The sequence below is a fragment of the Shewanella aegiceratis genome, from assembly GCF_019457495.1.
Lineage (GTDB): Bacteria > Pseudomonadota > Gammaproteobacteria > Enterobacterales > Shewanellaceae > Shewanella > Shewanella loihica.
Genome location: NZ_CP080416.1, coordinates 1,361,765 through 1,387,549, shown reverse-complemented (window position 1 = coordinate 1,387,549; position 25,785 = coordinate 1,361,765). Strand labels below are relative to the sequence as shown.

Genomic DNA, 25,785 nt, shown 5'->3' with positions numbered 1-25,785 from the left:
CTGCGGGGGGAAATTACCCCTGCTGGGTGAAGGTCGCCAGATGCGCCTCCAGCTCGGCTTCGGTAGTCGGCAGCTCGCTCAACTCGAAGGTCAACGGATCACCGCCGTTTAACATAAACACCGAATGATCGCCGTGGTCATAGTGAAACCATTTACCGTTCACGCAGATATCGGTATAACAATTGGGTCGTAATTCCATCGTCTACTCCTCACTAATTGGGTAGTGGCTCACCAAAACTGACGTATTGAGAGCTGCATCACACTATAAGACACTAAATCGGCTAGTCAGGCGTTGATCTGCATCAAGCGCTTTAGCATTAGCTTGATTAAGGGAAGCCGAATGGATAGCTATCTTTGAGAAGGCTGTCTTGCAGAGGAGACCCGTTGGCTCTTAATAAAGGCGGGCTTTACGACAGGGCTTAGCAACTGAGCCTATTAAATACCGTCCTAAAATACCCAGCCAAATACTGAGTCAAAAAAAACGGCCGACACAAGTGTCGACCGCTTCATCAGCTCAACGTGTAAGTAATCAGCTTTAACTAGCCACCCAGTACCGCCAGCAAGACACCGGCGGCGACCGCTGAGCCCAGCACACCGGCCACGTTCGGCCCCATGGCGTGCATCAAGAGGAAGTTTTGCTGATTGGCCTGCAGACCCACCTTGTTGACCACACGCGCAGCCATAGGCACCGCCGAGACGCCGGCTGCGCCGATCAACGGATTGATCTTACCACCAGACAGCTTGCTCATCAGCTTCGCCATCAGCACACCGGCCGCGGTGCCAATACCGAAGGCCACGGCCCCCAGCACCAGGATGCCCAAAGTTTCCAGCTGCAGGAACTTATCGGCCGAGAGCTTAGAGCCCACTGCCAGGCCTAAGAAGATGGTCACTATGTTGATCAGCTCATTTTGCGCCGTGTTGGAGAGTCTATCGACCACCCCAGATTCACGCATCAGGTTGCCTAGGCAGAACATGCCCACCAGAGGCGTCGCCGCCGGCAGGAACAGAATGGTCAGCCCCAGCACGGCCAGCGGGAAGATGATCTTCTCAAGCTTACTCACCTCACGCAGCTGCTCCATCTTAATCTGACGCTCGGCCTCAGTGGTCAGCAGCTTCATGATAGGCGGCTGAATGATGGGCACCAGCGCCATGTAGGAGTAGGCTGCCACCGCGATGGCACCTAGCAGCTCAGGCGCCAGCTTGGAGGCGAGGAAGATGGCCGTCGGACCATCGGCGCCGCCAATGATGGCGATGGCCGCCGCATCCTTCATGGTGAACTCGAAGCCCGGCACGGCATTGAGGGCGATGGCACCGATTAGGGTGGCAAAGATCCCGAACTGCGCAGCCGCCCCCAGCAACAACATCTTAGGGTTAGCAATAAGGGCACCAAAATCGGTCAGGGCCCCGACCCCCATGAAGATCAAGAGGGGGAATACCCCGGTTTCGATCCCTACATGGTAGGCGTAATAGAGCATGCCCCCCTCTTCGGTGAAGCCCCCGTTGGGAATGTTGGCCAGAATGGCGCCAAACCCGATAGGCAAGAGCAGCAGCGGCTCGAAGCCTCTGGCGATAGCGAGATAGAGCAAGAGTGCCCCCACTGCCATCATCAACAATTGGCCGCCGGTAAAGTTAGCAATACCCGACTCGGCCCAAAAGGCAATTAATCCGTCCATCTTAGCTCCTATGCAATGGCAAGCAATTGATTGCCAACGGCAACAGAGTCGCCTTCTTTGACCCACACCTTGGCGACTACGCCATCGGATTCGGCGCGGATCTCTGTCTCCATCTTCATCGCCTCGAGGATGATCACCACATCCCCCGCCTTGACGGCATCCCCTGGCTGCACATTCACCTTGAAGATGTTGCCAGACAAGGGGGCGTTCATGGGAGAGCCTTCGCCGACCACAGGCGCGGCAGGCTCTGGCGCCGCGAAGGGCACCACATTCTCGCTCGGCACTATCTGACTGATATCGCCGCCGGGAGAGACCTCCACCACGAAACTCTGGCCCTGAACATTGACCGTATAGGTCTCCTTGCCCAGTGGCTGACGCGCGCTAGCTGGCTCGCTTGCAGTCGCAGCTTGAGTTGTGGCTTGAGGGGCTTCTGGCTTAGGCTCGAACGCATCCGGATTATCACGGTTCTTGAGGAACTTAAGGCCGATCTGCGGGAAGAGCGCGTAGGTCAAGACATCATCGTCCAGCTCAGCTGCCAGGCTTATCTGCTCGCTGGTGGCCTTCTCGCTCAGCTCGGCTCTTAGGCTGTCCAGCTCGGCGGGCAGCAGGTCTGCGGGGCGACAGCAGATCGCCTCAACGCCGGCCAGCACGCGAGCCTGTAGCTCACTATTTACCGGCGCAGGCGTGGCGCCATACTCGCCCTTAAGCACACTTTCGGTTTCCTTGGTGAGCGACTTATAACGCTCACCTGTGAGCACGTTGATCACAGCCTGGGTACCGACGATCTGTGAGGTCGGGGTAACCAGCGGAATAAAGCCAAGATCTTCACGCACCTTAGGGATCTCTTCGAGCACCAGATCCAACTTGTCGGCGGCGCCCTGCTCTCTCAGTTGATTCTCCATGTTGGTGAGCATGCCACCTGGCACCTGGGCGCGCAGAATACGCGAATCGATCCCCTTGAGCTCCCCTTCGAAGGCGACATATTTCTTACGCACCTCTCTGAAATAGGCGGCGATCTGCTCGAGCAGCGCCATGTCGTAACCCGTGGCCCTGTCGGTATCTTCCACCATGGCCACCAAGGTCTCGGTAGCGCTATGACCATAAGTTTGGCTCATCGAAGAGATGGCGGTGTCGAGCACGTCGATGCCTGCCTCAATCGCCTTTTGATAGGTCGCCGTACTCAGGCCCGTGGTGGCGTGGCACTGCATAGAGATGATCAGGTTGGTCTGCGCCTTGAGCTGGCTGATGAGGTGGAAGGCATCGAAAGGCTTGAGCAGACCGGCCATATCCTTGATACAGAGCGAGTGACAACCCATATCTTCCAGACGCTTAGCCATGTCCACCCAAGTCTCTAAGGTGTGTACCGGACTTGTGGTATAGGAGATGGTACCCTGGGCGTGACCGCCCACCTCGACCACAGACTTAACCGCAGTCTCCAGGTTACGCACGTCATTCATGGCATCGAAGATACGGAACACATCCACACCATTTTGATGCGCGCGCTCGACAAACCTATGCACCAGGTCATCACCATAGTGGCGATAGCCCAGCAGGTTCTGTCCCCTAAGCAGCATCTGCTGCGGCGTATTGGGCATGGCCTTCTTAAGCTCACGAATGCGCTCCCAGGGATCCTCCCCCAGATAACGAATACAGGCGTCGAAGGTGGCACCGCCCCAGGATTCCAGCGACCAGAAGCCCACCTTGTCGAGTAAGGGGGCGATAGGAAGCATGTCGTCGATACGAAGACGCGTGGCAAGAATCGATTGATGCGCGTCGCGCAGGACAACGTCGGTTAATGCAAGTGGCTTGCTCATAAAAACTCCCTACTTCTATTTATGCTTTGGCGCGATATTGATGGACGGCGGCGGTGATCACGGCGACCATCTTAGGGTCGACGCCTGGAAAGCGTGAAACTTGCGCTTCGCTCGCTTCGGCTAGTGGTGCAAGATTAGGTTTAGGCGCACATTTCCAGGCCACCAGATTAACGACCCCAATGAGTATAGTTAGGAAGATAAACACCAACCCCATACCCAGCACCATGATCATCAGTGCTTCCATTATCTGTTGAGCCATTGAATCCATACTATCCTCTCAGGTTAATCGAGCACATCAGACTTACGGCCTAGCCGCAGGACATGCTATTTATTCAGGTAATACGCATTAAAATCGACAGGTGACATGACAGGTGTCGTCGATTGAGGCGCAAAAAGATCGCCTTTAGCCAGGAAACCTTAACCAATCTATAACAAAAAGGCGAGCGCCTTGTAAATTGGTCTTACCAAATTACGACTAATTGATAAGGGGCTTTCGGTTATTTCACAATAAATGGCGACTATTTTTGACGATCACATAAAAAATTAGCCATCAAATCTAGAATTAGATTAAAAAGCTCTAATCTGCTTGAAAATTGAATTCACGAAAACGAACGAGATCGAGAGTGATATGCAAGATTATGCAATCTGCCTAGGCAATAAGCGCGGTAATATTGAGAGATGAGCGGGATTGGCTTAAGTATGAGCCAAATGACGATAGACTTTGAGTTTTTGAGCGTTGAACTTCGAACGACATGGGAAAACAGGCATAAAAAAACCCGCAACCTAAGTTGCGGGTTTTAATAATGGCGGAGAAGGAGGGATTCGAACCCTCGATGGGAGATAAAGCCCATACTCCCTTAGCAGGGGAGCGCCTTCGGCCACTCGGCCACCTCTCCGTCTAAAATGGTACGCGTGAGAGGATTCGAACCTCTGACCGCCTGGTTCGTAGCCAGGTACTCTATCCAGCTGAGCTACACGCGCAAAATTCTAGGCTTTCAAACAAAACGACGGCCAAAACCGTCGATTTTTAAATGTGGTACGCGTGAGAGGATTCGAACCTCTGACCGCCTGGTTCGTAGCCAGGTACTCTATCCAGCTGAGCTACACGCGCACAGAAATTTTGGTAAGTTAGGAGATGGTACGCGTGAGAGGATTCGAACCTCTGACCGCCTGGTTCGTAGCCAGGTACTCTATCCAGCTGAGCTACACGCGCATCTTATATCTATAACCTACTTTTACTGAAAAACAAATGGTACGCGTGAGAGGATTCGAACCTCTGACCGCCTGGTTCGTAGCCAGGTACTCTATCCAGCTGAGCTACACGCGCCCTGTTTTGTCAGTTAAGAAATGGCGGAGAAGGAGGGATTCGAACCCTCGATGGGAGATAAAGCCCATACTCCCTTAGCAGGGGAGCGCCTTCGGCCACTCGGCCACCTCTCCGTTTTCTTGGCGCACATATTACTGTTTGAAGAAAATAAGTCAAACCATTTCTCCTAAACAAATTCTGTTTGAGCTGTTTTTAAGCAGTTATCCCTATTTCCCCTAAGCGCCTGTATGCTAAGTCGCCGTTATGGTTAAAAAGCTGTCAGCCAAAAACAAAAAAGCCAGCAAACTTGCTGACTCTTATAGTGTAACGCCGGTTAAATCTATCGCTTAAAAATTGCCGCCTTCAGAAGAGCTACCTGACTTTTCAGACTGAATACGCTGATAAATCTCTTCACGATGAACTGAAACTTCTTTTGGTGCATTAACACCAATACGAACTTGATTACCCTTTACGCCTAAAACGGTGACAGTAACTTCATCACCAATCATCAGTGTTTCACCAACACGACGAGTCAATATCAGCATTTTTTGCTCCTTTAGTTCCTAATTCTGCTTATACGGCATTATTCCGTTATGACCTTATTATACGGTCAGCTTAGTACAAATTAATAGTGTTCTGATAAAAAACACCCTTTTATTGCATGTTAATTCGTTTAAATGTGCCGCACATCGCTGATTTATCGGGATCAGGCATGACAGATAACCAAGATAGTAATGGCAGTCAGTTAAACCAGCATTAAATTTAACACTTTAAACTGTACCTCAGCTTAAGCTTCAATCAATATGGCACAAAAAAAGCGCTCATGGAGCGCTTTTTTCTATTGAGGCAACTTAGGCCAAACGTTCTGACAACCAAGGGATAACAGAATCCAGGGCGCCCGCTAACTTCTCTGGCTCGCTGCCACCGGCCTGGGCCATGTCTGGGCGTCCACCGCCCTTACCGCCCACCTGAGCAGCCACCATGGCCACCAGCTCACCGGCCTTGACCTTACCGGTCAAGTCTTTGGTGACGCCGGCAATCAGGTTCACCTTAGCGTCGCCAGCGATGCCAAGCACCACAATGCCAGATTGCAGCTTCTGCTTAAGCTCATCCTGCAGGCCGCGCAGTGCACCGGCCTCGACACCTTCGAGCAGCTTAACCAGTACCTTAACGCCAGCAAGCTCCTGAGCCTCCCCGGCCAGATCGGCGCTGGTCGCGGCCGCTAGCTTATCTTTAAGCTGAGACATCTCTTTCTCAAGCTGCTTAGTCTTATCCAGCTGAGCCTTAAGCTTAGCCACTACCGAGGCGCTGTCGCCCTTAAGTAGCGCGGCGGCTTGTTCAAGCTGCGCCTGCTGCTCACCCACATAGGCAATTGCTGCGGCTCCTGTGACCGCCTCGATACGACGGATACCGGCTGCGATACCGCCTTCAGAGGTGATCTTAAACAGACCGATATCACCTGTGCGGCCTACGTGGGTACCACCACATAGCTCGATAGAGAAATCACCCATGGTCACCACGCGAACCTGTGAGTCATATTTCTCACCAAACAAGGCCATGGCACCTTTCTCTTTCGCCTGGTCGATATCCATCACCTCGGCCTTCAACTCGTGGTTACGACGGATCTGAGTGTTAACCAGATCTTCGACCTGCTTAAGCTCTTCACGCTTAACCGCTTCGAAGTGAGAGAAGTCGAAACGCAGACGCTCAGGCTCAACCAGAGAGCCCTTCTGGCTCACGTGAGTGCCCAGCACCTGACGCAGCGCGGCGTGCAGCAAGTGAGTCACAGAGTGGTTCAGCTCGGTGCGATGTCTGAGCTTCTTGTCCACTGCCGCGTTAAGGGTTTGACCCATTGCGATACTACCGGCCTTGACCAGACCTATATGTCCCATTGCCTGACCATATTTTTGCGTGTCCTTCACTTCGAATTCGACACCCTCGGCGCTCAGCTGGCCCTTGTCGCCACACTGACCGCCAGATTCGCCGTAGAAAGGCGTGCTATCGAGCACCACCACACCTTGGTCGCCTTCGGCTAGCGCGTCGACCGCCTGACCATCGACATAGAGGCCGGTGACCTTGGCTTCTCCATTAAGGTCGCTATAACCGCAAAACTCGGTTTCGGCATCGATCTTCAGGCTGTCGTTGTAATCGGTATCGAACTGCCCCGCCGCTTGGGCGCGACTGCGCTGCTCGGCCATGGCCGCTTCGAAGCCAGCTTCATCGACCGTGATGTCACGCTCGCGGCATACGTCAGCCGTCAGATCAACCGGGAAACCATAGGTGTCATACAGCTTAAAGGCGGTCTCACCGTCAAGCTCCTTACCCTCGAGCTGGCTCAGGGCATTGTCGAGAATACCAAGACCACGCTCCAGAGTACGGGCAAACTGCTCCTCCTCCGCCTTCAGCGCCTTTTCGACGATCGCCTGGGTCGCCACCAGCTCTTTAGCCGCATCGCCCATCACTTCGATCAGTGTAGGCACCAGCTTGTAGAAGAAAGCTTCGGTAGCACCTAGCTTGTTACCATGACGCACGGCGCGGCGGATTATACGGCGCAATACGTAACCGCGGCCCTCGTTTGATGGCATCACGCCATCGGCCACTAAGAAGGCACAAGAGCGGATATGGTCGGCGACAACACGCAGCGACTTGTTCTCCAGATCGGTCACGCCGAGGATCTCGGCGGTCTTCTTGATCAGTGACTGGAAGATATCGATCTCGTAGTTTGAGTGCACGCCCTGCATGATAGCGGCGATACGCTCGATACCCATGCCGGTATCGACAGAAGGCTTAGGCAGCGGATCCATGGTGCCGTCGGCTTGACGGTTGTACTGCATGAATACTATGTTCCAGATCTCGATGAAGCGGTCACCATCTTCTTCCGGCGTGCCGGGACGGCCGCCCCAGATGTGCTCGCCGTGATCGTAGAAGATCTCGGTACAAGGACCGCAAGGACCTGTATCGCCCATCTGCCAGAAGTTATCTGAGGCGTATGCCGCACCCTTGTTATCGCCGATGCGGATGATGTTCTCGGCCGCGACGCCAATCTCTTTGTTCCAGATCTCGAAGGCTTCATCGTCTGTCTCATAGACGGTGACACACAGGCGCTCTTTTGGCAGCTTGAGTTCTTCGGTCAGGAAGGTCCAGGCGAAGCGAATCGCATCTTGCTTGAAATAATCACCGAAGCTGAAGTTACCCAGCATTTCGAAGAAGGTGTGATGACGGGCGGTGTAACCGACATTATCCAGGTCATTGTGCTTACCACCGGCGCGCACGCAGCGCTGTGCCGTGGTGGCGCGGCTGTAGTCGCGCTTGTCTTCCCCAAGGAAAACATCTTTAAATTGGTTCATCCCTGCGTTGGTAAATAGCAAGGTGGGATCATTGCCAGGTACCAGTGAACTGCTGTCCACAACCTGGTGACCGTTTCTGCGGAAAAACTCCAAGAAAGCACTTCTCAGCGCTGCAGTGGTTTGATACATGAAATCATCCTGAATTTGATTATTTTAGCGATGAAAGCAAAAGGCTCACCGACGATGCTCAGTTAGCCCAGCATTATAAGCAGTCTATAGATGAACAACCAGAGGTTTAGCCGAGGATCCCCAAAGAAAGCCTAAAAAGTCTAAGTTTCCATTGGGTCTTATAGAGGCTGAGTACTAATGGAGATAAAACGAAATCAGGATAGTGGACTAGAGCCCAGCATAAGCCCGAATATGGACGCGGTATTAGTCGAAGTCTGGGTCGACCTCTAAGGCATAGGCAACCTGATCGAAGCCAAAACCTTGGGAGAGAAGATAACGCACTCGTTTGGCGCGCTCTTTCTGATCTTGGATGGGGCCGCTAGTGGCATATTTCTTAGCAGCCTTCTGTCTCGCTAGCTCGAACCAGTCGCAGTCGCTCTGATTGAGGCTAGACTCGATAATCTGTTTAGTCAGTCCCTTCTGGGACATAGATTGGCGTATCTTGTTCTGACCATGGCCTTTAGCTATATGCGAGCGCAGCAAGAGCCCGGCAAACCTGGCATCATCCAGATATCCCTGGCTTTCACATTGACTAAGAACAGCCTCTATCTCACTATCTAGAAAGCCTTTCTGAGCCAGCTTACTCTTTATCTGATAGCGGGAATAATCGCGGCGGGCCAGGAGGCCCACCGCTACTTGCATCGCTGACATTGTCATTACAAAGCCAGAGTCTTAAGGCAAGGCTTAGTTGACTCGGCGAGCTTAAAATACTTCACCGGTTTCCAGGTCGACGTTCTCATCGCCTGTGGCCGACTGAGCCACCGCTTGACCACCGCCCAGCAACATGGCGCGTAACGCCTGGTCGATTTCGGCGCCAATCTCTGGGTTCTCTATCAGGTATTTACCGGCATTGGCACGGCCTTGGCCAATCTTGTCACCCTTGTAGCTGTACCAAGCGCCTGACTTTTCAATCAGCTTATGCATCACGCCAAGGTCTACCAACTCACCGGTACGGTTAATACCTTCACCATAAAGGATCTGGAACTCTGCCTGTTTGAATGGCGCGGCAATCTTGTTCTTCACCACCTTAACGCGCGTCTCGTTACCAATGACCTCTTCACGATCCTTGATGGCGCCGGTGCGGCGAATATCCAGACGAACAGAGGCGTAGAATTTAAGCGCGTTACCACCGGTAGTGGTCTCAGGGTTACCGAACATCACGCCTATCTTCATACGGATCTGGTTGATGAAGATCAGCAAGGTGTTAGATTGCTTGAGGTTACCCGCTAGCTTACGCATCGCCTGACTCATCATACGCGCCGCAAGACCCATATGAGAATCACCGATCTCACCCTCAATTTCCGCCTTAGGCGTCAGGGCTGCAACCGAGTCGACGATGATCACGTCGACGGCACCAGAGCGAGTCAGAGCGTCACAGATCTCAAGCGCCTGCTCACCGGTATCTGGTTGAGAACACAGTAGGTTATCAATATCCACACCGAGTTTTTGTGCATAGATAGGATCCAGTGCGTGCTCGGCATCGATGAAGGCACAAACCTTACCTTCACGCTGGGCAGCGGCGATCACTTCCAGTGTCAGGGTGGTCTTACCCGAAGACTCAGGACCATAGATCTCAACGATACGACCCAGTGGCAGGCCGCCAGCACCCAATGCAACGTCAAGCGACAGAGAACCCGTTGAGATAGTCTCAACATCCATAGAGCGGTTTTCACCTAGCTTCATGATAGAGCCTTTACCAAACTGCTTCTCAATCTGGCCAAGGACCGCGCTCAGGGCTTTCTCTTTATTCGCATCAATCTTCATTCTGCATTCCTCTCAATCACAGACGCTGCGCTGTGGGGTATCCGTTAAGTTAAAGCCCGCAGACCGTTTCCGCATCGCTTTAGGCTGTCTCAATATGCATCCTAGTATACTGTACAATCATACAGTATCAAGTACTGTATGCGATTATTTTTATCCGGCCGTAACCAAAGCCGGCTTACCGCCCCCAGGCGCATTAGCACTAAATTTATCCAAACAGACAGGATAAATGCGCAACCGTCATCAATTTATTGTTAGTATTGTGGCCATTCATTCTGTGCTGGCCACAGGGCTATGACAGACATTTTTGTAGCAGGATACCTTGGTTAATTCATGAACGCCGTCGATACTCAACATCTTGAAAAGCACACCCCCATGATGCGTCAATATCTGACGCTGAAAGCCGAAACACCTGATATGTTGCTTTTTTATCGTATGGGAGATTTTTACGAGCTCTTCTACGACGATGCTAAACGGGCCTCTGAGCTCCTGGGGATCTCCCTGACCGCTCGCGGCAAGAGTGGCGGCGATCCTATCCCCATGGCAGGCATCCCCTACCATGCGGTAGAAGGCTATCTTGCTAAGCTGGTGCAGCTCAGGGTATCTGTGGCGATCTGCGAGCAGATAGGCGATCCCGCCACCACTAAGGGGCCGGTAGAACGTAAGATTGTTCGCATCGTCACCCCAGGAACTCTTACAGATGAGGCCCTTCTGCAGGAGCGGCAGGACAACCTGTTAGCCGCCGTCTATCACGGCAAGGTGGGTTTTGGTTACGCGACCCTGGATGTCTCATCCGGACGCTTCGTGGTCACCGAACTTGCCAGTAAAGAGGCGCTGGAAGCCGAGCTGCAACGCACCAATCCAGCGGAGCTGCTCTACAGCGAAGATTTCAGCGATCCGGCTTTGATCGCCTCACTGTCGGGTAAGCGTCGCCGTCCCGAATGGGAGTTCGACTACGACACCAGCTACAAGCTACTACTGGAACAGTTCGGCACCAAAGATCTCTACGGCTTTGGCCTGGGGGAAGTCAGGCTATCGCTACAGGCGGCCGGCTGTCTTATCCAGTATGTGAAAGATACCCAGCGTACCGCCCTGCCCCATATCAACGCCATCACCCGCTTCAATCAGTGCGACAGCATAGTGCTGGACGCGGCCACCCGTAAGAATCTGGAGCTAACCCGCAACCTGCAAGGCGGCAGCGATAACACCCTGGCCTCGGTACTGGATAATACCGCGACCCCCATGGGCAGCCGCATGCTGCAGCGCTGGATCCATGAGCCGCTGCGCAACCACAACATCATTCGCGCCCGTCATGATGCCATAGACGAGCTGCTGGACAACGGCTATCACGAGAACCTGCATGAGCAGCTAAAAGCCCTGGGCGACATAGAACGTATCACGGCGCGTCTGGCCATTCGTAGTGCCCGCCCACGTGACTTTGCCCGTCTGCGTCAGGCCCTGGCCCTACTGCCCGAAATACAGCAGCAGCTGGCAGACTGCAACAGCCCTCACCTCAAGACGCTCTCGAGTCACCTGGGCGACTTCCCCGAGGAGCATGCCCTGCTCAGCCGCGCTATCGTCGATAATCCACCTATGCTGATCCGCGACGGCGGCGTGATCAAAGAGGGCTATCACAGCGAGCTGGATGAATGGCGCAAACTCAGCCAGGGCGCGACCGACTACCTCGCTGAGCTGGAAGCCCGGGAGAAGGCAGCCACCGGAGCCTCGACCCTCAAGGTGGGCTACAACCGGGTGCACGGCTACTACATAGAAGTGAGCCGCCGCGAGTCGGATCTTGTTCCTATGAGTTACCAGCGTAGACAAACCCTTAAGAACACCGAGCGTTATATCGTCGCCGAGCTTAAAGAGCATGAGGAGAAGGTACTCTCAAGTCAGGGCAAGGCGCTGGCGTTAGAGAAACAGCTGTGGGAAGAACTGTTCGATCTATTAATGCCGCGCCTGCACGAGCTACAGGCTTTTGCCCGCGCGGCCGCCGAGCTTGACGTGATCACCAACTTTGCCGAGCGCGCCGAGCAGCTGGACTATCACAGACCAGAACTCACGGCCCAGAGTGGCATACATATCGAGGCGGGAAGACATCCGGTAGTTGAGCGCGTCAGTCAGACGCCATTTATCGCCAACCCTGTCAGCCTCAACCCGGCAAGACGCATGCTAATCGTCACAGGTCCTAACATGGGCGGTAAGTCGACCTATATGCGTCAGGTGGCTCTGATCACCCTTATGGCCCATATAGGTAGCTTCGTGCCGGCCCAGAAAGCCGCCATCGGCCCTGTGGATCGTATCTTTACCCGTATCGGCGCGGCGGACGATCTCGCCTCCGGCCGCTCAACCTTCATGGTGGAGATGACGGAAACCGCCAACATACTGCATAACGCCACGCCAGAGAGTCTGGTCTTGATGGATGAGATTGGCCGCGGCACCTCGACCTATGATGGCTTGTCGCTGGCCTGGTCCGCCGCCGAGCATCTGGCGCAAAACTTAAAGTCTATGACTCTATTTGCCACCCATTATTTCGAGCTTACCCAACTGCCGGATCAGATGGAGAATGTGGCTAACGTGCACCTTGATGCCATAGAACACGACGACACCATCGCCTTCATGCATGCGGTGCAGGAAGGTGCGGCGAGTAAGAGTTATGGCCTACAGGTGGCGGCGCTGGCTGGTGTTCCGGCCAAGGTGGTGCAGGCCGCCAAACACAAGCTGCATCATCTTGAGAGCAGGGATAGAGAGGAGGGACTCCCTGAACTGAGGCAGGCCCAGCTGAGTCTGGCCATGCCGGAGACCTCAAAGGCACTAGACAGGCTAGATACCATAGATCCCGACAGCCTAACGCCCAGACAGGCGCTGGATCTCCTCTACGAGCTCAAGCAGCTACGCTAAGCTTTCAAGCACTTATACGCTAAGCTATTTGAGCACTTAAAAGTAGCTAGAGCTAAAGCGAGTTACACAATCTAGACAGCAAAAAAGCGCACCTTTTTGGATGCGCTTTTTTTAATTCTGGGGTCGGCTCTTCAAGACACAGGTTTTCACCTTAAGGCAGTTTCCGCGAGTTTTCTCCATAAGACGCTAGCATTGCTTATCGACCTTTTAGTCTCTACCGACCACTCACAAAGGCGATTACAAGAAAGCCACGGTAATCCTTTAGCCTACACCCCGATACACTTTTACACTCTGAAGATAGCTTCTACCGATAATCCTTGAGCACTGAGCAGATCTCTAAGCCGCTTCAGGGCTTCCACCTGAATTTGGCGTACTCTCTCTCGGGTGAGGCCTATCTCTTTACCGACATTTTCCAGGGTCGATGGCTCATAACCAAGCAGACCGAAACGACGGGCAAGTACTTCTCTCTGCTTGCTGTTCAGCTCGTCGAGCCAACGCACAACAGACTTAGACATATCATCGTCTTGCACCTTGTAATCCGGGCCCACACAATCGTCATCGGCTAATACGTCAAGCAGTGCCTTATCGTTGTCGCCACCCAGTGGGGTATCAACTGAAGTGATACGCTCGTTAAGCTTGAGCATCTTACTGACATCGCTACTTGGCAGGTCTAACTGCTCGGCGATCTCTTCTGCGGTTGGCTCATGATCTAGCTTGTGCGCGAGTTCCCTGGCGGTGCGAAGGTAAACATTGAGCTCCTTTACCACATGAATAGGCAGGCGAATGGTACGGGTTTGGTTCATGATGGCACGTTCTATGGTCTGGCGGATCCACCAGGTGGCATAGGTTGAGAAACGGAAGCCGCGTTCGGGATCGAACTTTTCGACGGCGCGGATCAAACCTAAGTTACCTTCTTCAATCAGATCCAGTAAGGCTAAACCACGATTGTTATAACGACGTGCAATTTTTACGACGAGTCTGAGATTACTCTCAATCATACGGTTGCGAGATTTTTCACAGCCTTTTAGGGCCTTACGTGAAAAATAAACCTCCTCTTCCGCACTCAATAGGGGGGAAAATCCAATTTCACTTAAATACAGCTGAGTGGCATCTAAGTTCTTTTGTAAGTCATCTTGTACTTGCTGTTCTAGTTCTGCGTCTTTCAAAACCTCCTTGCTGTTGGTCACTGATAGATCAGACTCATTCTTAGACAAGTCCACTAAGGGCTCCGCCACGGCGGTAGATTGTTTACGACCCATAATATACTCTCCCAAATTTTACATGCTAATTTACTGCACTTTACTGTCCTCCAATTGCCAAAATGGCGCCTATAAAATTATGATTTAGGCAAAAATTTAAGTGGGTCGACGGATTTGCCGTGATACCGTATCTCAAAATGCAGCATCACCCTATTGGTACCCGTTTGTCCCATTTTCGCCACCGTCTGTCCCGCGGTAACGAACTGCTTCTCTTTTACTAAGATCTTATCGGCATGAGCATAAGCACTGAGATAGTCATCGCTATGCTTAATGATCACCAGATTGCCGTATCCCCTTAGCGCATTTCCCGCATACACCACTCGCCCATCGGCAGCGGCCTGAATGCGATCGCCTCGGGATCCTGCGATCTTAATCCCTTTATTACCTTGTTCCTTGGTAGAGAATGTGCCGATCAACTTGCCTTTAACGGGCCAATGCCAGCGCTGGACCTTCTTGGGTAGGGTGCTACTGGGCTTGTGGATAACGCCGTTAACATTTTGTTGACCAGTTGTTACAGCGTACGCAGATTTATCGCCCCGATCAAGCGATTTTTTCGCCGATGCCGTTTTACTGGCAGCAGCCTGCTGGCTAGACTTAACTGTTTGTTTAGGTTTGTTTTTAGCTGTATTTTGTTGCGTTTTTTTACTCGATACCTGAGTGCTACGCTGGGTTTTGCTATTTGTAACAGCGTTTGTCGATTTAAGCTTTAAAACCTGCCCAGGATAGATGGTATAGGGCTTGCGAAGCCCGTTATATCGGGCAATTTCGGCAAAATCTTTGTTGGCCGCCCAGGCGATCGAATAGAGGGTATCGCCGCGCTTGACCTTATAGTGGTCGGAGGTGAGGCCTCCCTTTTTATAGGCTTTCTTCACCGGCGAGTTGACGTTCACCACGGGAGCGGGAGAATGGGCCTGAAAACTACAGGCGCTCAGCAGACAGCTGAGCAGTAAGGCGCACAGTATGCCTAATGGCTTTTGACAAAACCTCAACCGACTCGGGACGCTTAGCATAGCGGCTCCCTTATTCCCTTAGCGTCGGCGCACCAAATGACAGCCACCACTAGGCGAGTTCACCGTTGACCAAAGGCACAAACTTCACCATCTCTATGGTCTGGGAATGAAATTGATCGCCCATGCGAACCACACGCATCAATTGCTGCGTCTCCTCGCCGACAGGGATCACCAGCACACCACCGTCCGCCAGCTGTTGCAGCAGCGCCTGCGGCACGCTGCTGGCCGCCGCCGTCACCATGATGGCATCGAAGGGGCCCTTGTTGGCCCAGCCCTGCCAGCCGTCGCCATACTTAAAGGAGACATTATGCAGATCGAGCCGCTTGAGACGCTGGCGCGCCTGGATCTGCAGACTCTTTATCCGCTCAACCGTGCAGAGCTCATCCACCAGTTGCGCCAGGATAGCCGCCTGATAGCCAGAGCCTGTGCCTATCTCCAGCACCCTTTTAGGACGCGACTCTAACAAAAGTTCAGTCATGCGCGCCACGATATAGGGCTGAGAGATGGTTTGCCCCTGTCCTATGGGCAGAGCAGTATTTTCATAGGCCTTATGGCCCAGGGCCGCATCGAGAAACAGTTCTCTTGGCGTTTTCGCCACCACAGCTAAGACGTCGGCATTAGTTATCCCCGCCCCCTGAAGGTGACGTGCCAGATTCAATGCCGCCGTAGTGGCTACCCCATTCATAATTGCTCTATCCATTGCTTTATCTTTGGTACTTGTTCAAACGCGGTCAGGTCCACCGTCAAGGGGGTCACCGACACATAGCCGTTGGCCACGGCATGAAAATCTGTGCCTTCGCTGGCATCTTGCTCTTCACCCGGCGGGCCGAGCCAGAATATTTCCCGTCCGGCAGGGTCTTGCATGCGCACCATGCCTTCGGCTCTATGTCTGGCGCCCAGACGGGTAACTCTAATGCCCTTAATCTCATCGAGTGGCAGATCCGGCACATTCACATTTAAGATCTGATCCGACGCGATAGGGCTATCGATCAGACCCGCCACTATCTTACAGGCATAGTAGGCCGCCGTGTCATAGTGCTTCAGCTCTCGGCCCACCAGAGAGATGGCAATCGCCGGCAAGCCCAGAAAACGCCCCTCCATCGCCGCCGCAACCGTGCCGGAATAGAGAGTATCATCCCCCATGTTCGCACCGGCGTTGATGCCAGAGACCACGATATCCGGTTCATGGGCATAGAACTCGCGAATCGCCAGATGCACACAATCGGTCGGCGTGCCACTGACGGAAATATAACCATTATCTAACTTATTAATTCGCAAAGGATTAGTCAAGGTTAACGAGTTACTGGCACCCGAACAGTTGCGATCAGGACCGACCGTCATCACCTCATAGTGCTTCGCCAGGGCATTGGACAGCGCCGCGATCCCCGGCGCCGTGATGCCATCGTCATTGCTTACCAATATCTTAATCATGGGCTTGCTCGCTCGCTGCGGCCTTTCTGGCCTGATATTCCCGCTCTTTGACATCTTGATAATTCACCAGTTCCCGCAGTACAGAGGTGGCAAAGCTGCCAGCCGGCAGAGCGAACTTAATCACTAAGGTGTCATCTTGAATTTCATAGCTTAGCTGCTGCGGCGCGAGAAGCAGCGGCCGGCGCTCCTGATTGAGCCCCGCCTGCTCGAGGCCGGCAAGATCTTCAGGATACTGACCGCAAACGCCCTGCTCGAAGGCTAATGCCTCGGCCTCACTCAGCGCCTGGCCTCGGCCCCACATAGGCGCCGAGAGTTGAATATCGTTTTCCGCCAGACGACCATACAACACTTCATCCCAGGGATTGGCCACGAAGTAGCTCTTGCTACCGGCCAACATCACACAGTCACCATCGAGTGTCTTGAGCTGGTGTAGGCGAAGCCGCTCACTCACTACCTGGTTGAAGAGATACGAGCGCACCGCCGAGAGATAGATGCTGCGCTTGTTTCTGTCTTTCACCTTCTTTTTGCCCGAGAGCATCTGACGACCGAAAATCAGGTTCTTTCCGTCATGGCCGAAACGTTGCTCGCCAAAATAGTTAGGCACGCCTGTGGCTTTAATCAGCTCGATGCGCCGCACCAGTGCGTCCATGTCAGACACGGCCCTTAGGGTCAGGGTGAAGCGGTTACCCGCCAGGGCGCCGGTGCGCAGCTTCTTGCCGTGACGGGCGCTTGATAGCACCGTGAGCTGCTCGCTATTGAGCGACTGCCAGTCTGGCATGCTCTTGCCGGGAATACGCACCCCAAACCACTGCTCTGTGATGGCGTGTCTGTCTTTCTGGCCGGCGAAGGTCACCTCTTTTGGATGCACGCCGGCAAAGCTTGAGAGCATGCGCGCCACATCCGCGGTGTTTAACCCCTCCTTACGGATGTGCAGCATGTGGTGCTCGCCCTCACCTGTCGGAAGAAATGGCAAGATCTCCTGCACTATAAAATCGCTGTTGTAGGTTCTTAAGTCGGCGCTCGCCTCGGGCTGGCCATGCAAATAATGTAGTGGGGTCATAACTCTCTCTTATCTCGGGGCGGCGCACATCAGCACCACGGCTTCCACCGCTATCCCCTCTTTGCGTCCGGTAAAGCCAAGCTTCTCTGTGGTGGTGGCCTTGACGTTGATCGCCTCTATGTCGCTTTCAAGGTCTGCACTCAGACACTCACGTATCGCCTGAATGTGCGGTAGCATCTTAGGCGCCTGGGCAATAATAGTGACATCCAGATTACCCAGCCTATAGCCCTTATCCAGCGCCAGCTGATAGCAGTGACGTAGCAGCACGCGGCTGTCGGCCCCCTTAAAGTCTGGGTCGGTATCGGGAAAATGTTTGCCGATATCTCCGAGCGCCATGGCGCCGAGAATCGCATCTGAGATGGCATGCAGCACTACATCGCCATCCGAATGGGCCACCAGGCCAGTGTCATAGGGAACTTCAACGCCGCCTAAGATCAGCGGCAGCTCGCCGCCAAATTTATGCACATCGAAACCATGGCCGATACGTATATTCATCTGTCATTCACCTGTACTGGAATTGGGGTTACTGGCGGCCGCTTGCAGATAGAGCGCCGCCAGTTGCAGATCCTCTGGATGGGTCACCTTGATGTTGTCAAATCGTCCGCTTACCAACAGCGGCTGGCCACCGGCCCACTCCATCGCCGAGGCCTCATCGGTAATGGCAACCTGCGCCGCCAGGGCATCAGCTAGATTCTGCTTGAGACTGATCACGGGAAACAGCTGAGGGGTGAGCGCATGCCAGAGGTTCTCGCGGCATACCGTCTCTTGTATCGCGCCGCCTTTGCCCGAACGCTTCATGGTGTCGCGTACCGGCATGGCGAGGATGGCGCCCTGCTGATGGCCTTCTTCTGTCTCACAGGCGGCGATCAGCTTATCGATATCGGCCGCACTTAAGCAGGGACGGGCCGCGTCATGCACAAGCGCCCAGGCAGATTGAGATGCGACCTTGAGGGCGCTTAGCACGGAATCGGCACGCTCTTTACCGCCGATAACTGTCATCAATTTAGGATGGCTCGCCTGGCTCAGCTTGGCGAAATGGGTATCTTCTGGGCTTAGGGCAATAATCACCTTGTCGATGCGTGGATGTTCCAGCAGGCGATCTAGGGTGTGCGCCAGGATAGGTTGATGATTTAACATCAGATATTGCTTGGGGATCTCGGCGCCCATTCGCGCGCCGATCCCGGCGGCGGGCACAATAGCAACCAGCTCTTGTATGCGACTAATCATAGATGTTAACTCGTGTCACTTTTTAGGCGAAACCGGCTGAGCCTACTGCTCACCAATCTCGGCTTTACGCTGAGGCTCGCCCACTACACGAAAGAAGGTTTCTCCCTGTTTCACCATCCCCAACTCGTTACGGGCGCGTTCTTCCAGCGCCTCGGTACCGCGTCTAAGGTCGAGAATCTCTTCTTTGAGTACCTGATTTCGTTCGATGAGTTTGGCGTTACTCTCGCGCTGCAGCTTGATCTGTTCCTGCAGCTGAAAAGATTCGGGAAGGCTATTTTGTCCCCACCAGAGTCGATACTGGAGCAGACCAAGCAGCACAAACATGGCGATAAGAAGTCGCTTCATCCTTAATGGGCTTTATCTCTGTTAAAAGGCTGAACTGATATTACAACAAAAAAGGCCACCAAGTGGTGGCCTTTTACCAAATTAACCGTAAAAACTCGGTTATGCTTGGCCTTTGATCTCGCTACGACCCTTGTAAGGTGCTTTTTCACCTAACTGCTCTTCGATACGTAGCAGTTGGTTGTACTTAGCAACACGGTCACTACGGCACAGCGAGCCTGTCTTGATTTGACCAGCCGCTGTTGCTACCGCCAGATCCGCGATAGTCGCATCTTCGGTCTCGCCGCTACGGTGAGAGATAACAACAGTGTAGCCAGCGTCTTTCGCCATGCGGATTGCCGCCAGGGTCTCGGTCAGAGAACCAATCTGGTTGAACTTGATCAGGATAGAGTTGGCGATCTTGTTCTCGATACCACGGCTCAGGATCTTAGTGTTGGTTACGAACAGATCGTCACCCACTAGTTGGATCTTGTCGCCCAGGATTTGAGTCTGGTAAGCCCAGCCATCCCAATCTGACTCGTCCAGACCATCTTCGATAGACACGATTGGGTACTCTTCGGTCAGAGACTTCAGGAAGTCAGAGAAACCGTTTGAGTCAAATACCTTGCCTTCGCCAGACAGGTCGTATTGACCGTCCTTGTAGAATTCAGAGGCTGCACAGTCAAGGGCCAGCGTCACGTCTTCGCCCAGTTTGTAACCGGCTTTTTCTACCGCAGTCTTGATAACCGCCAGTGCATCGGCGTTAGACGCTAAGTTTGGCGCGAAACCACCTTCATCACCCACTGCAGTGTTAAGACCCTTCTCTTGCAGCACCTTCTTCAGGTTGTGGAAGATCTCGGCGCCCATGCGTAGCGCTTCACGGAAGCTCTTAGCACCAACAGGCTGAACCATGAACTCTTGGATATCAACGTTGTTGTCGGCGTGCTCACCACCGTTAAGGATGTTCATCATAGGCACAGGCATAGAGTACTGGCCAGGAGTACCGTTTAGCTCGGCGATGTGCGCGTACAGCGGCATGCCTTTGAAGGCAGCAGCGGCTTTAGCGGCAGCCAGAGACACGGCCAGGATAGCGTTCGCGCCCAGCTTGTCTTTGTTTTCAGTGCCATCTAGGTCGATCATGATCTGATCCAGCTCGGCTTGTGCCGTCGCATCTTTACCCATTAGGGCATCACGGATCTGACCATTGATGTTAGCCACAGCGGTCAAAACGCCTTTACCCATGTAACGGCTCTTGTCACCATCACGCAGCTCTAGTGCTTCGCGGCTACCGGTAGATGCGCCTGATGGAGCGGCTGCCATGCCTACGAAACCGCCATCTAGATGCACTTCCGCTTCAACCGTTGGGTTACCGCGTGAATCCATGATCTCGCGACCAATGACATTGATAATTTTAGCCATAATTTCCTCGACTTTAAGTTTAAGATTTAAGTTTAAAAGTTAATGCAAAACTAAAATTCTTATCGCTAAATTTACATCATCTGAAACAAAAAAGCCGCCTCCGAGAGTCGGAAGCGGCCCTTGTATAAAGATTAGCCTAAATCGCGTTTTTGGTACGCAACGGCTGCAGCAACGAAACCTTGGAACAATGGCTGACCATCGCGAGGCGTTGATGTAAATTCAGGGTGGAACTGACCCGCCACGAACCATGGGTGGTTAGGGAGTTCAATCATTTCAACCAGCTGACGATCTGTCGACAGACCGCTGAATACCAAGCCGGCTTTCTCTAAACGTTCTCTGTATGTGTTGTTCACTTCGTAACGGTGACGGTGACGCTCTACACAGGTCAGTCCCTTGTAGGCTTCCGCCGCCTTAGTACCTTCGATCAGATGACACAGCTGCGCGCCTAGGCGCATGGTGCCACCGAGATCTGATTCTTCATGACGTTGCTCGATATTACCTTTTTCGTCAATCCATTCTGTGATCAAGCCCACAACTGGATGCGGCGTATCCTTGTTGAACTCGGTTGAATGCGCATTTTCTAAACCAGCCACGTGGCGCGCAAACTCGATCAGCGCAACCTGCATACCCAGACAGATACCGAAATAAGGAAGGTTATTCTCACGGGCATACTGGGCCGCCATGATCTTGCCTTCGACGCCGCGCTCACCGAAACCGCCCGGTACCAGGATACCGTCAAGGCCTTCCAGCACTTCTGTGCCCTTAGCTTCGATGTTTTGTGAATCGATATACTTGATGTTGACCGACACGCGGTTAAACAGGCCGGCATGTTTCAGCGCTTCGTTCACCGACTTGTAAGCATCTGGCAGTTCGGTGTACTTGCCCACCATACCGATAGTGACTTCACCGGTTGGGTTGGCTTCTTGATAGATAACGTTTTCCCACTCAGACAGGTCGGCTTCTCTGCACTCAAGGCCGAAACGCTTGGTGACCAGATCGTCCAGGCCTTGCGCCTTCAGCAGTGCAGGGATCTTGTAGATGCTATCGACATCCTTCAGCGAGATCACGGCGCGCTCTTCAACGTTACAGAATAGCGAGATCTTCGCCTTCTCGTTAGACGGAATCGCACGGTCACCACGGCAAACCAGTACGTCTGGCGCGATACCGATTGAACGCAGCTCTTTCACCGAGTGTTGTGTCGGTTTGGTTTTGACTTCGCCCGCCGCGCCCAGGAAAGGCACCAGGGTCAAATGCATAAACAGGGTACGATCACGGCCTAGTTCTACGCCCAACTGACGAATAGACTCAAGGAAAGGCAATGACTCGATATCACCTACGGTGCCGCCGATTTCAACGATCGCCACGTCGTGCCCTTCTCCGCCCTCTAGCACTTTCTCTTTAATCGCATTGGTGATGTGTGGGATCACCTGAATGGTGGCCCCTAGGTAGTCGCCGCGACGCTCTTTGCGCAGCACTTCCTCATAGATACGACCCGTAGTGAAGTTGTTACGACGGTTCATCTTGGTACGGATGAAACGTTCGTAGTGACCCAGGTCGAGGTCAGTTTCAGCGCCATCTTCGGTGACAAATACTTCACCGTGCTGGGTTGGGCTCATGGTACCCGGATCCAAGTTAATATAAGGATCCAACTTCATAATGGTTACGTTAAGGCCTCTAGCCTCTAAAATTGCCGCCAATGATGCTGCTGCAATGCCTTTACCTAGTGATGAAACCACGCCACCAGTAACGAAGATATACCTTGTAGTCATGCTGAACCTGAGAAAATGAGTTGGAAATATGTGCTTGTAAGAAAGCACTAGGACGGGGCGTTATTATATCAAAGCCCTTTGGATTCGACAAATAGGTAACGGCAACTATTTTAGCCTTTTAGGGGATCATTTCGCTTGACTTGCTCCCAATAGGCGTCCAGTTCAGTGAGGCTATGCTCCTGCATCGCTTTGCCCGACTGGGCCGCTAAGGCCTCGACGCCGCGAAAGCGATGTTCGAACTTATTGGTCGCCCGGCGCAGCGCCTGCTCTGGGTCCAGCTTGAGGTGTCTGGCCAGATTCACCACGGCAAACAGCAGGTCTCCCAGCTCATCTTCCATCTTGTCTCTATCTTGGGCAGCAACCTCCACCATTACCTCGTCGATCTCCTCATGGATCTTGGCCACCACAGGCCCTAAGTCATTCCAGTCGAAACCCACGGTCGCCACCCGCCGCTGCACCTTGGCGGCGCGGGTCAGCGCCGGCAGTGAGCGCGGAATATCATCAAGTACTGAATGTAGCGAGCGCCCGGCGCGCTCCTTGGCCTTGATGCTCTCCCAGGTTTCACGTACCGAGTCGCTGGATGCCTGAGTCATCTCGCCAAACACGTGAGGATGACGCTCGGTGAGCTTAGTGCAGATCTTGTCCACCACTTGGTCGAAGTCGAACCTGCCCTGCTCCTTGCCCAGCTGACAATAGAAGATCACCTGAAACAATAGATCCCCAAGCTCACCGGGCAGCTCATCCAGGGCGCCGCGCTCTATGGTATCGGCCACCTCGAAAGCCTCCTCCAGGGTGAAGGGCACTATGGTCTGATAGCTCTGGGCCTTGTCCCAGGGGCAACCCGTTTCTGGGTCTCTTAGCCGCTCCATGATGGTCAGCAGCCTTTGGATATCTGATTTACTCTGCATCGCTTACCTCATCAAAAAGGCGGCCAGGGCCGCCTCTTACTCTTATCATTTGTGAACTTTGTGCTTTTTATCTGCGCTGCGATAGACAGGCTCACCAAGGCGCTAGAGACGTCGCGCCTCGATAACGCCGGCTACCTGAGACAGCTTGGCGATCACCCTGGATAGACCTTCCAGGTTATACAGCTCGAGCTCCAGCTCGATAGCCGCCGTCTGGGTCTTCACATCCGACGATGAGCTCATGGCCAGCACGTTAGATTTCTCCGCCGCCAGCACAGAGGTAAGATCCCTAAGCAGACCGCTGCGATCGTTAGCCAGCACCTTGAGCTTCAGCTTATAGCCACCTGAGTAGTTCTCGCCCCAGACCACATCCACGCTGCGCTCTGGGTGCACCCGCATCAGTTCTTTAACCTGCTCGCAGTCGGCCCTGTGCACAGAGATCCCCCTACCCTTGGTGATGAAACCGAAGATCTCATCCCCAGGCACCGGCTGGCAGCACTTGGCGATATGGCTGAGCAGGTTACCGACACCATTAACCTCGACCTGGCCCTTGCCCTTACCTGTGGCACGCGCCTGGTTCTTCTTCAGCAGATCTTCCAGCGCCTCCTCTTCGGAGACCTCGTTGACCCGCATCCGGCTCTGCACATGGTTAACCACCTGGTTGAGGCGAACGTCGCCGCCGCCGATACCGGCCAGCAGGTCATCCATCCCCACCATGTTGAAACGCTCCACCGCGCTGTGGGCATCTTTCAGGGTCAGGCCGGAACGTGCCAGCTCGGCCTCGAGCATCTCGCGTCCGGCGACGATATTCTTGTCTCTGTCTTGCTGCTTGAACCAGTGCTGGATCTTAGAGCGGGTACGCGACGCCTTAATATAACCCAGGTTAGGATTAAGCCAATCCCGCTTAGGGTTAGGATGCTTGGAGGTGATGATCTCGACCCGCTCCCCCGTCTCCACCTGATAGGTAAAGGGCACGATACGGCCATCGACCTTGGCGCCAATACACTTATGGCCTACCTGTGAGTGAATATAGTAGGCGAAATCCAGCACCGTGGAGCCCATGGGTAAGTCCACCACGTCGCCATTCGGGGTGAATACATAGGCTCTGTCTTCAAACACCTGACTGCGAACCTCATCCACCAGGTTGCCACTCTCGGCCACATCTTCCTGCCACTGCAGGATCTTACGCAGCCAGTTGATCTTCTCTTCGTAGCCGCTCTGCTTGCCCGTGGTGCCCTCTTTATACTTCCAATGGGCAGCCACCCCCAGCTCGGCATCTTCATGCATCTGCTCGGTGCGGATCTGGATCTCCACCGTCTTGCCCTCTGGGCCCACCACTATGGTGTGAATCGACTGATAGCCATTGGGCTTAGGGTTGGCGACATAGTCGTCGAACTCTTTGGGAATATGATGCCAAAGGGTATGCACCACACCCAGTGCGCCGTAACAGTCCTGCAGACGCTCGGTGACGATACGCACGGCGCGCACATCAAACAGCTCATCGAAGGTGAGATCTTTGCCGCGCATCTTCTTCCAGATGCTGTAGATATGTTTGGGTCTGCCATAGACCTTGGCGCGGATCTGCTCCTCGTCCAGGCGCTGCTGCAGCTGATTGACGAAGTTCTCTATGTAGATCTCACGATCCATCCGCTTGCCATCGAGCTGCTTGGCAATGTCTTTATAGGTATCAGGATGCAGATAACGGAAAGAGATATCTTCCAGCTCCCACTTGAGCTGACCTATGCCCAGGCGGTTGGCCAGCGGCGCATAGATGTCGGCAATCTCCCGCGCCAGCAACACTCGAGTTTCCTCGTCGGCATTTTTCACTTCCCGCAGCAGGCAGATACGCTCGGCCAACTTGATCACCACGGCGCGCACATCTTCCACCATGGCCAGCAGCATCTTACGTATGTTATCTATCTGCGGCTCGGCGTTGCGGCTCTGCTCGTTGACCTTGAGAGCGCCGATGGCATTCATGGTCACCACGCTGTTCACTAGCGTGGAGAGCTTGTCGCCAAACAGCTCCAGCATCTGCTCCTCAGTCATGAGGCCGGCGTCGAACACCACGAAGATCACCGCCGCCTGCAGGGTCTCGATATCCATGTTCAGCGGCGCGAGGATCTCAATCAGCTCGCGGGCGCGGCCGATCAGCAGGGTATCGTTAGCATCATGTTTCGCCACCAGGGCCTCTACCTGCTTTATTAGCGCAAGTAAGGTGCTGGCGTCATCGGCGTCACTCAGATAACGATTAACCCATTCGGTCAATTGAAAATCTGTGTCTTTAAAATGTGCTTCTCTAACAGATACCATCTACTGCATGTCCTTAAACTTAAGTGCTTGCCCCTAAATATTGCTCGACCTGTTACGTCATCCAAACCTTGCTGGCTGACATCGCCAATACCAAACTCACTATC

At 53.6% G+C, this 25,785-nt stretch carries 21 protein-coding genes and 6 tRNA genes; 1 reads left to right on the top strand and 26 read right to left on the bottom strand.

Translation table 11 applies throughout. The features are described from left to right. Positions 1-13 precede the first annotated feature (13 nt). The 14 genes from K0H80_RS06130 to recA all read right to left on the bottom strand — a co-directional run bounded on the left by K0H80_RS06130 (position 14) and on the right by recA (position 10,072). A complete protein-coding gene (locus K0H80_RS06130) occupies positions 14-199 on the bottom strand; it encodes a hypothetical protein (RefSeq protein WP_011865024.1) in 186 nt (61 codons plus the stop codon). A gap of 340 nt (positions 200-539) precedes the next feature. Next, entirely contained in the window at positions 540-1,673 is a 1,134-nt protein-coding gene (locus K0H80_RS06125; protein WP_220044658.1) for a sodium ion-translocating decarboxylase subunit beta, read from the bottom strand. 8 nt (positions 1,674-1,681) lie between these two features. Then, positions 1,682-3,487, bottom strand: a complete 1,806-nt coding sequence (gene oadA / locus K0H80_RS06120; RefSeq protein ID WP_220073430.1) for a sodium-extruding oxaloacetate decarboxylase subunit alpha — start codon at positions 3,485-3,487, stop codon at positions 1,682-1,684. 19 nt (positions 3,488-3,506) lie between these two features. After that, the gene (locus tag K0H80_RS06115) at positions 3,507-3,746 is read right to left on the bottom strand and encodes an OadG family protein (protein WP_258406185.1); all 240 of its coding nucleotides are present in this window, start codon (positions 3,744-3,746) and stop codon (positions 3,507-3,509) included. Between the two features lie 545 nt (positions 3,747-4,291). Continuing rightward, positions 4,292-4,383: transfer RNA gene (locus K0H80_RS06110), tRNA-Ser, on the bottom strand. An 8-nt stretch (positions 4,384-4,391) separates the two neighbouring features. After that, positions 4,392-4,468: transfer RNA gene (locus K0H80_RS06105), tRNA-Arg, on the bottom strand. Positions 4,469-4,521: 53 nt separating this feature from the next. Beyond that, positions 4,522-4,598: transfer RNA gene (locus K0H80_RS06100), tRNA-Arg, on the bottom strand. Between the two features lie 25 nt (positions 4,599-4,623). Then, positions 4,624-4,700, bottom strand: a tRNA-Arg gene (locus K0H80_RS06095). Between the two features lie 37 nt (positions 4,701-4,737). After that, a tRNA-Arg gene (locus K0H80_RS06090) sits at positions 4,738-4,814 on the bottom strand. A 21-nt stretch (positions 4,815-4,835) separates the two neighbouring features. Then, positions 4,836-4,927: transfer RNA gene (locus K0H80_RS06085), tRNA-Ser, on the bottom strand. A 213-nt stretch (positions 4,928-5,140) separates the two neighbouring features. Then, complete coding sequence (csrA, locus tag K0H80_RS06080; protein ID WP_011865020.1) at positions 5,141-5,338, bottom strand: carbon storage regulator CsrA; 198 nt, start codon at positions 5,336-5,338, stop codon at positions 5,141-5,143. A 306-nt stretch (positions 5,339-5,644) separates the two neighbouring features. Continuing rightward, the gene (gene alaS / locus K0H80_RS06075) at positions 5,645-8,269 is read right to left on the bottom strand and encodes an alanine--tRNA ligase (RefSeq protein ID WP_220073429.1); all 2,625 of its coding nucleotides are present in this window, start codon (positions 8,267-8,269) and stop codon (positions 5,645-5,647) included. Between the two features lie 243 nt (positions 8,270-8,512). Next, entirely contained in the window at positions 8,513-8,965 is a 453-nt protein-coding gene (gene recX, locus K0H80_RS06070; RefSeq protein ID WP_220073428.1) for a recombination regulator RecX, read from the bottom strand. Positions 8,966-9,010: 45 nt separating this feature from the next. After that, positions 9,011-10,072 (bottom strand): recombinase RecA, encoded by a 1,062-nt coding sequence (recA, locus tag K0H80_RS06065; RefSeq protein ID WP_220073427.1) that lies wholly within the window; start codon positions 10,070-10,072, stop codon positions 9,011-9,013. Positions 10,073-10,402: 330 nt separating this feature from the next. Between recA and mutS the strand changes: the two genes are divergently transcribed. Next, complete coding sequence (mutS, locus tag K0H80_RS06060; RefSeq protein ID WP_220073426.1) at positions 10,403-12,970, top strand: DNA mismatch repair protein MutS; 2,568 nt, start codon at positions 10,403-10,405, stop codon at positions 12,968-12,970. Between the two features lie 284 nt (positions 12,971-13,254). Here mutS and rpoS read toward each other — a convergent pair whose 3' ends face one another. From rpoS to relA, 12 genes are all read right to left on the bottom strand, one after another. Then, complete coding sequence (rpoS, locus tag K0H80_RS06055; RefSeq protein ID WP_011865015.1) at positions 13,255-14,229, bottom strand: RNA polymerase sigma factor RpoS; 975 nt, start codon at positions 14,227-14,229, stop codon at positions 13,255-13,257. A gap of 77 nt (positions 14,230-14,306) precedes the next feature. Continuing rightward, positions 14,307-15,239, bottom strand: a complete 933-nt coding sequence (locus tag K0H80_RS06050) for a peptidoglycan DD-metalloendopeptidase family protein (protein ID WP_258406184.1) — start codon at positions 15,237-15,239, stop codon at positions 14,307-14,309. Positions 15,240-15,288: 49 nt separating this feature from the next. Next, entirely contained in the window at positions 15,289-15,924 is a 636-nt protein-coding gene (locus K0H80_RS06045) for a protein-L-isoaspartate(D-aspartate) O-methyltransferase (protein WP_220073922.1), read from the bottom strand. Further along, a complete protein-coding gene (surE, locus tag K0H80_RS06040; protein WP_220044652.1) occupies positions 15,921-16,670 on the bottom strand; it encodes a 5'/3'-nucleotidase SurE in 750 nt (249 codons plus the stop codon). Before surE ends, K0H80_RS06045 begins: the two co-directional genes overlap by 4 nt. Further along, a complete protein-coding gene (gene truD / locus K0H80_RS06035) occupies positions 16,663-17,730 on the bottom strand; it encodes a tRNA pseudouridine(13) synthase TruD (RefSeq protein WP_220073425.1) in 1,068 nt (355 codons plus the stop codon). The genes surE and truD overlap by 8 nt, the downstream gene beginning before the upstream one ends. 9 nt (positions 17,731-17,739) lie before the next feature. Then, positions 17,740-18,225 (bottom strand): 2-C-methyl-D-erythritol 2,4-cyclodiphosphate synthase, encoded by a 486-nt coding sequence (gene ispF, locus K0H80_RS06030; RefSeq protein ID WP_011865010.1) that lies wholly within the window; start codon positions 18,223-18,225, stop codon positions 17,740-17,742. 3 nt (positions 18,226-18,228) lie between these two features. Next, positions 18,229-18,957 carry a 2-C-methyl-D-erythritol 4-phosphate cytidylyltransferase gene (gene ispD, locus K0H80_RS06025; RefSeq protein WP_220073424.1) on the bottom strand — a complete coding sequence of 243 codons (729 nt, stop codon included), beginning with the start codon at positions 18,955-18,957 and terminating at the stop codon, positions 18,229-18,231. 42 nt (positions 18,958-18,999) lie between these two features. After that, positions 19,000-19,302, bottom strand: coding sequence for a cell division protein FtsB (ftsB, locus tag K0H80_RS06020; RefSeq protein WP_144203330.1), 303 nt, complete (start codon positions 19,300-19,302; stop codon positions 19,000-19,002). Between the two features lie 99 nt (positions 19,303-19,401). Next, on the bottom strand, positions 19,402-20,697 hold the full coding sequence (eno, locus tag K0H80_RS06015) for a phosphopyruvate hydratase (protein ID WP_220073423.1): 1,296 nt from the start codon (positions 20,695-20,697) through the stop codon (positions 19,402-19,404). Between the two features lie 131 nt (positions 20,698-20,828). After that, complete coding sequence (gene pyrG / locus K0H80_RS06010; RefSeq protein WP_011865006.1) at positions 20,829-22,466, bottom strand: CTP synthase; 1,638 nt, start codon at positions 22,464-22,466, stop codon at positions 20,829-20,831. A 110-nt stretch (positions 22,467-22,576) separates the two neighbouring features. Continuing rightward, positions 22,577-23,374 (bottom strand): nucleoside triphosphate pyrophosphohydrolase, encoded by a 798-nt coding sequence (mazG, locus tag K0H80_RS06005; RefSeq protein ID WP_220073422.1) that lies wholly within the window; start codon positions 23,372-23,374, stop codon positions 22,577-22,579. Positions 23,375-23,476: 102 nt separating this feature from the next. Beyond that, a complete protein-coding gene (relA, locus tag K0H80_RS06000) occupies positions 23,477-25,681 on the bottom strand; it encodes a GTP diphosphokinase (protein ID WP_220073421.1) in 2,205 nt (734 codons plus the stop codon). Positions 25,682-25,785: the final 104 nt, after the last annotated feature.

What these genes read in the sequence shown, in the direction of transcription:
- K0H80_RS06130 (WP_011865024.1), bottom strand. Translation starts at nt 199, where the DNA reads ATGGAATTACGACCCAATTGTTATACCGATATCTGCGTGAACGGTAAA.
- K0H80_RS06125 (WP_220044658.1), bottom strand. Translation starts at nt 1,673, where the DNA reads ATGGACGGATTAATTGCCTTTTGGGCCGAGTCGGGTATTGCTAACTTT.
- oadA (WP_220073430.1), bottom strand. Translation starts at nt 3,487, where the DNA reads ATGAGCAAGCCACTTGCATTAACCGACGTTGTCCTGCGCGACGCGCAT.
- K0H80_RS06115 (WP_258406185.1), bottom strand. Translation starts at nt 3,746, where the DNA reads ATGGCTCAACAGATAATGGAAGCACTGATGATCATGGTGCTGGGTATG.
- csrA (WP_011865020.1), bottom strand. Translation starts at nt 5,338, where the DNA reads ATGCTGATATTGACTCGTCGTGTTGGTGAAACACTGATGATTGGTGAT.
- alaS (WP_220073429.1), bottom strand. Translation starts at nt 8,269, where the DNA reads ATGTATCAAACCACTGCAGCGCTGAGAAGTGCTTTCTTGGAGTTTTTC.
- recX (WP_220073428.1), bottom strand. Translation starts at nt 8,965, where the DNA reads ATGACAATGTCAGCGATGCAAGTAGCGGTGGGCCTCCTGGCCCGCCGC.
- recA (WP_220073427.1), bottom strand. Translation starts at nt 10,072, where the DNA reads ATGAAGATTGATGCGAATAAAGAGAAAGCCCTGAGCGCGGTCCTTGGC.
- mutS (WP_220073426.1), top strand. Translation starts at nt 10,403, where the DNA reads ATGAACGCCGTCGATACTCAACATCTTGAAAAGCACACCCCCATGATG.
- rpoS (WP_011865015.1), bottom strand. Translation starts at nt 14,229, where the DNA reads ATGGGTCGTAAACAATCTACCGCCGTGGCGGAGCCCTTAGTGGACTTG.
- K0H80_RS06050 (WP_258406184.1), bottom strand. Translation starts at nt 15,239, where the DNA reads ATGCTAAGCGTCCCGAGTCGGTTGAGGTTTTGTCAAAAGCCATTAGGC.
- K0H80_RS06045 (WP_220073922.1), bottom strand. Translation starts at nt 15,924, where the DNA reads ATGAATGGGGTAGCCACTACGGCGGCATTGAATCTGGCACGTCACCTT.
- surE (WP_220044652.1), bottom strand. Translation starts at nt 16,670, where the DNA reads ATGATTAAGATATTGGTAAGCAATGACGATGGCATCACGGCGCCGGGG.
- truD (WP_220073425.1), bottom strand. Translation starts at nt 17,730, where the DNA reads ATGACCCCACTACATTATTTGCATGGCCAGCCCGAGGCGAGCGCCGAC.
- ispF (WP_011865010.1), bottom strand. Translation starts at nt 18,225, where the DNA reads ATGAATATACGTATCGGCCATGGTTTCGATGTGCATAAATTTGGCGGC.
- ispD (WP_220073424.1), bottom strand. Translation starts at nt 18,957, where the DNA reads ATGATTAGTCGCATACAAGAGCTGGTTGCTATTGTGCCCGCCGCCGGG.
- ftsB (WP_144203330.1), bottom strand. Translation starts at nt 19,302, where the DNA reads ATGAAGCGACTTCTTATCGCCATGTTTGTGCTGCTTGGTCTGCTCCAG.
- eno (WP_220073423.1), bottom strand. Translation starts at nt 20,697, where the DNA reads ATGGCTAAAATTATCAATGTCATTGGTCGCGAGATCATGGATTCACGC.
- pyrG (WP_011865006.1), bottom strand. Translation starts at nt 22,466, where the DNA reads ATGACTACAAGGTATATCTTCGTTACTGGTGGCGTGGTTTCATCACTA.
- mazG (WP_220073422.1), bottom strand. Translation starts at nt 23,374, where the DNA reads ATGCAGAGTAAATCAGATATCCAAAGGCTGCTGACCATCATGGAGCGG.
- relA (WP_220073421.1), bottom strand. Translation starts at nt 25,681, where the DNA reads ATGGTATCTGTTAGAGAAGCACATTTTAAAGACACAGATTTTCAATTG.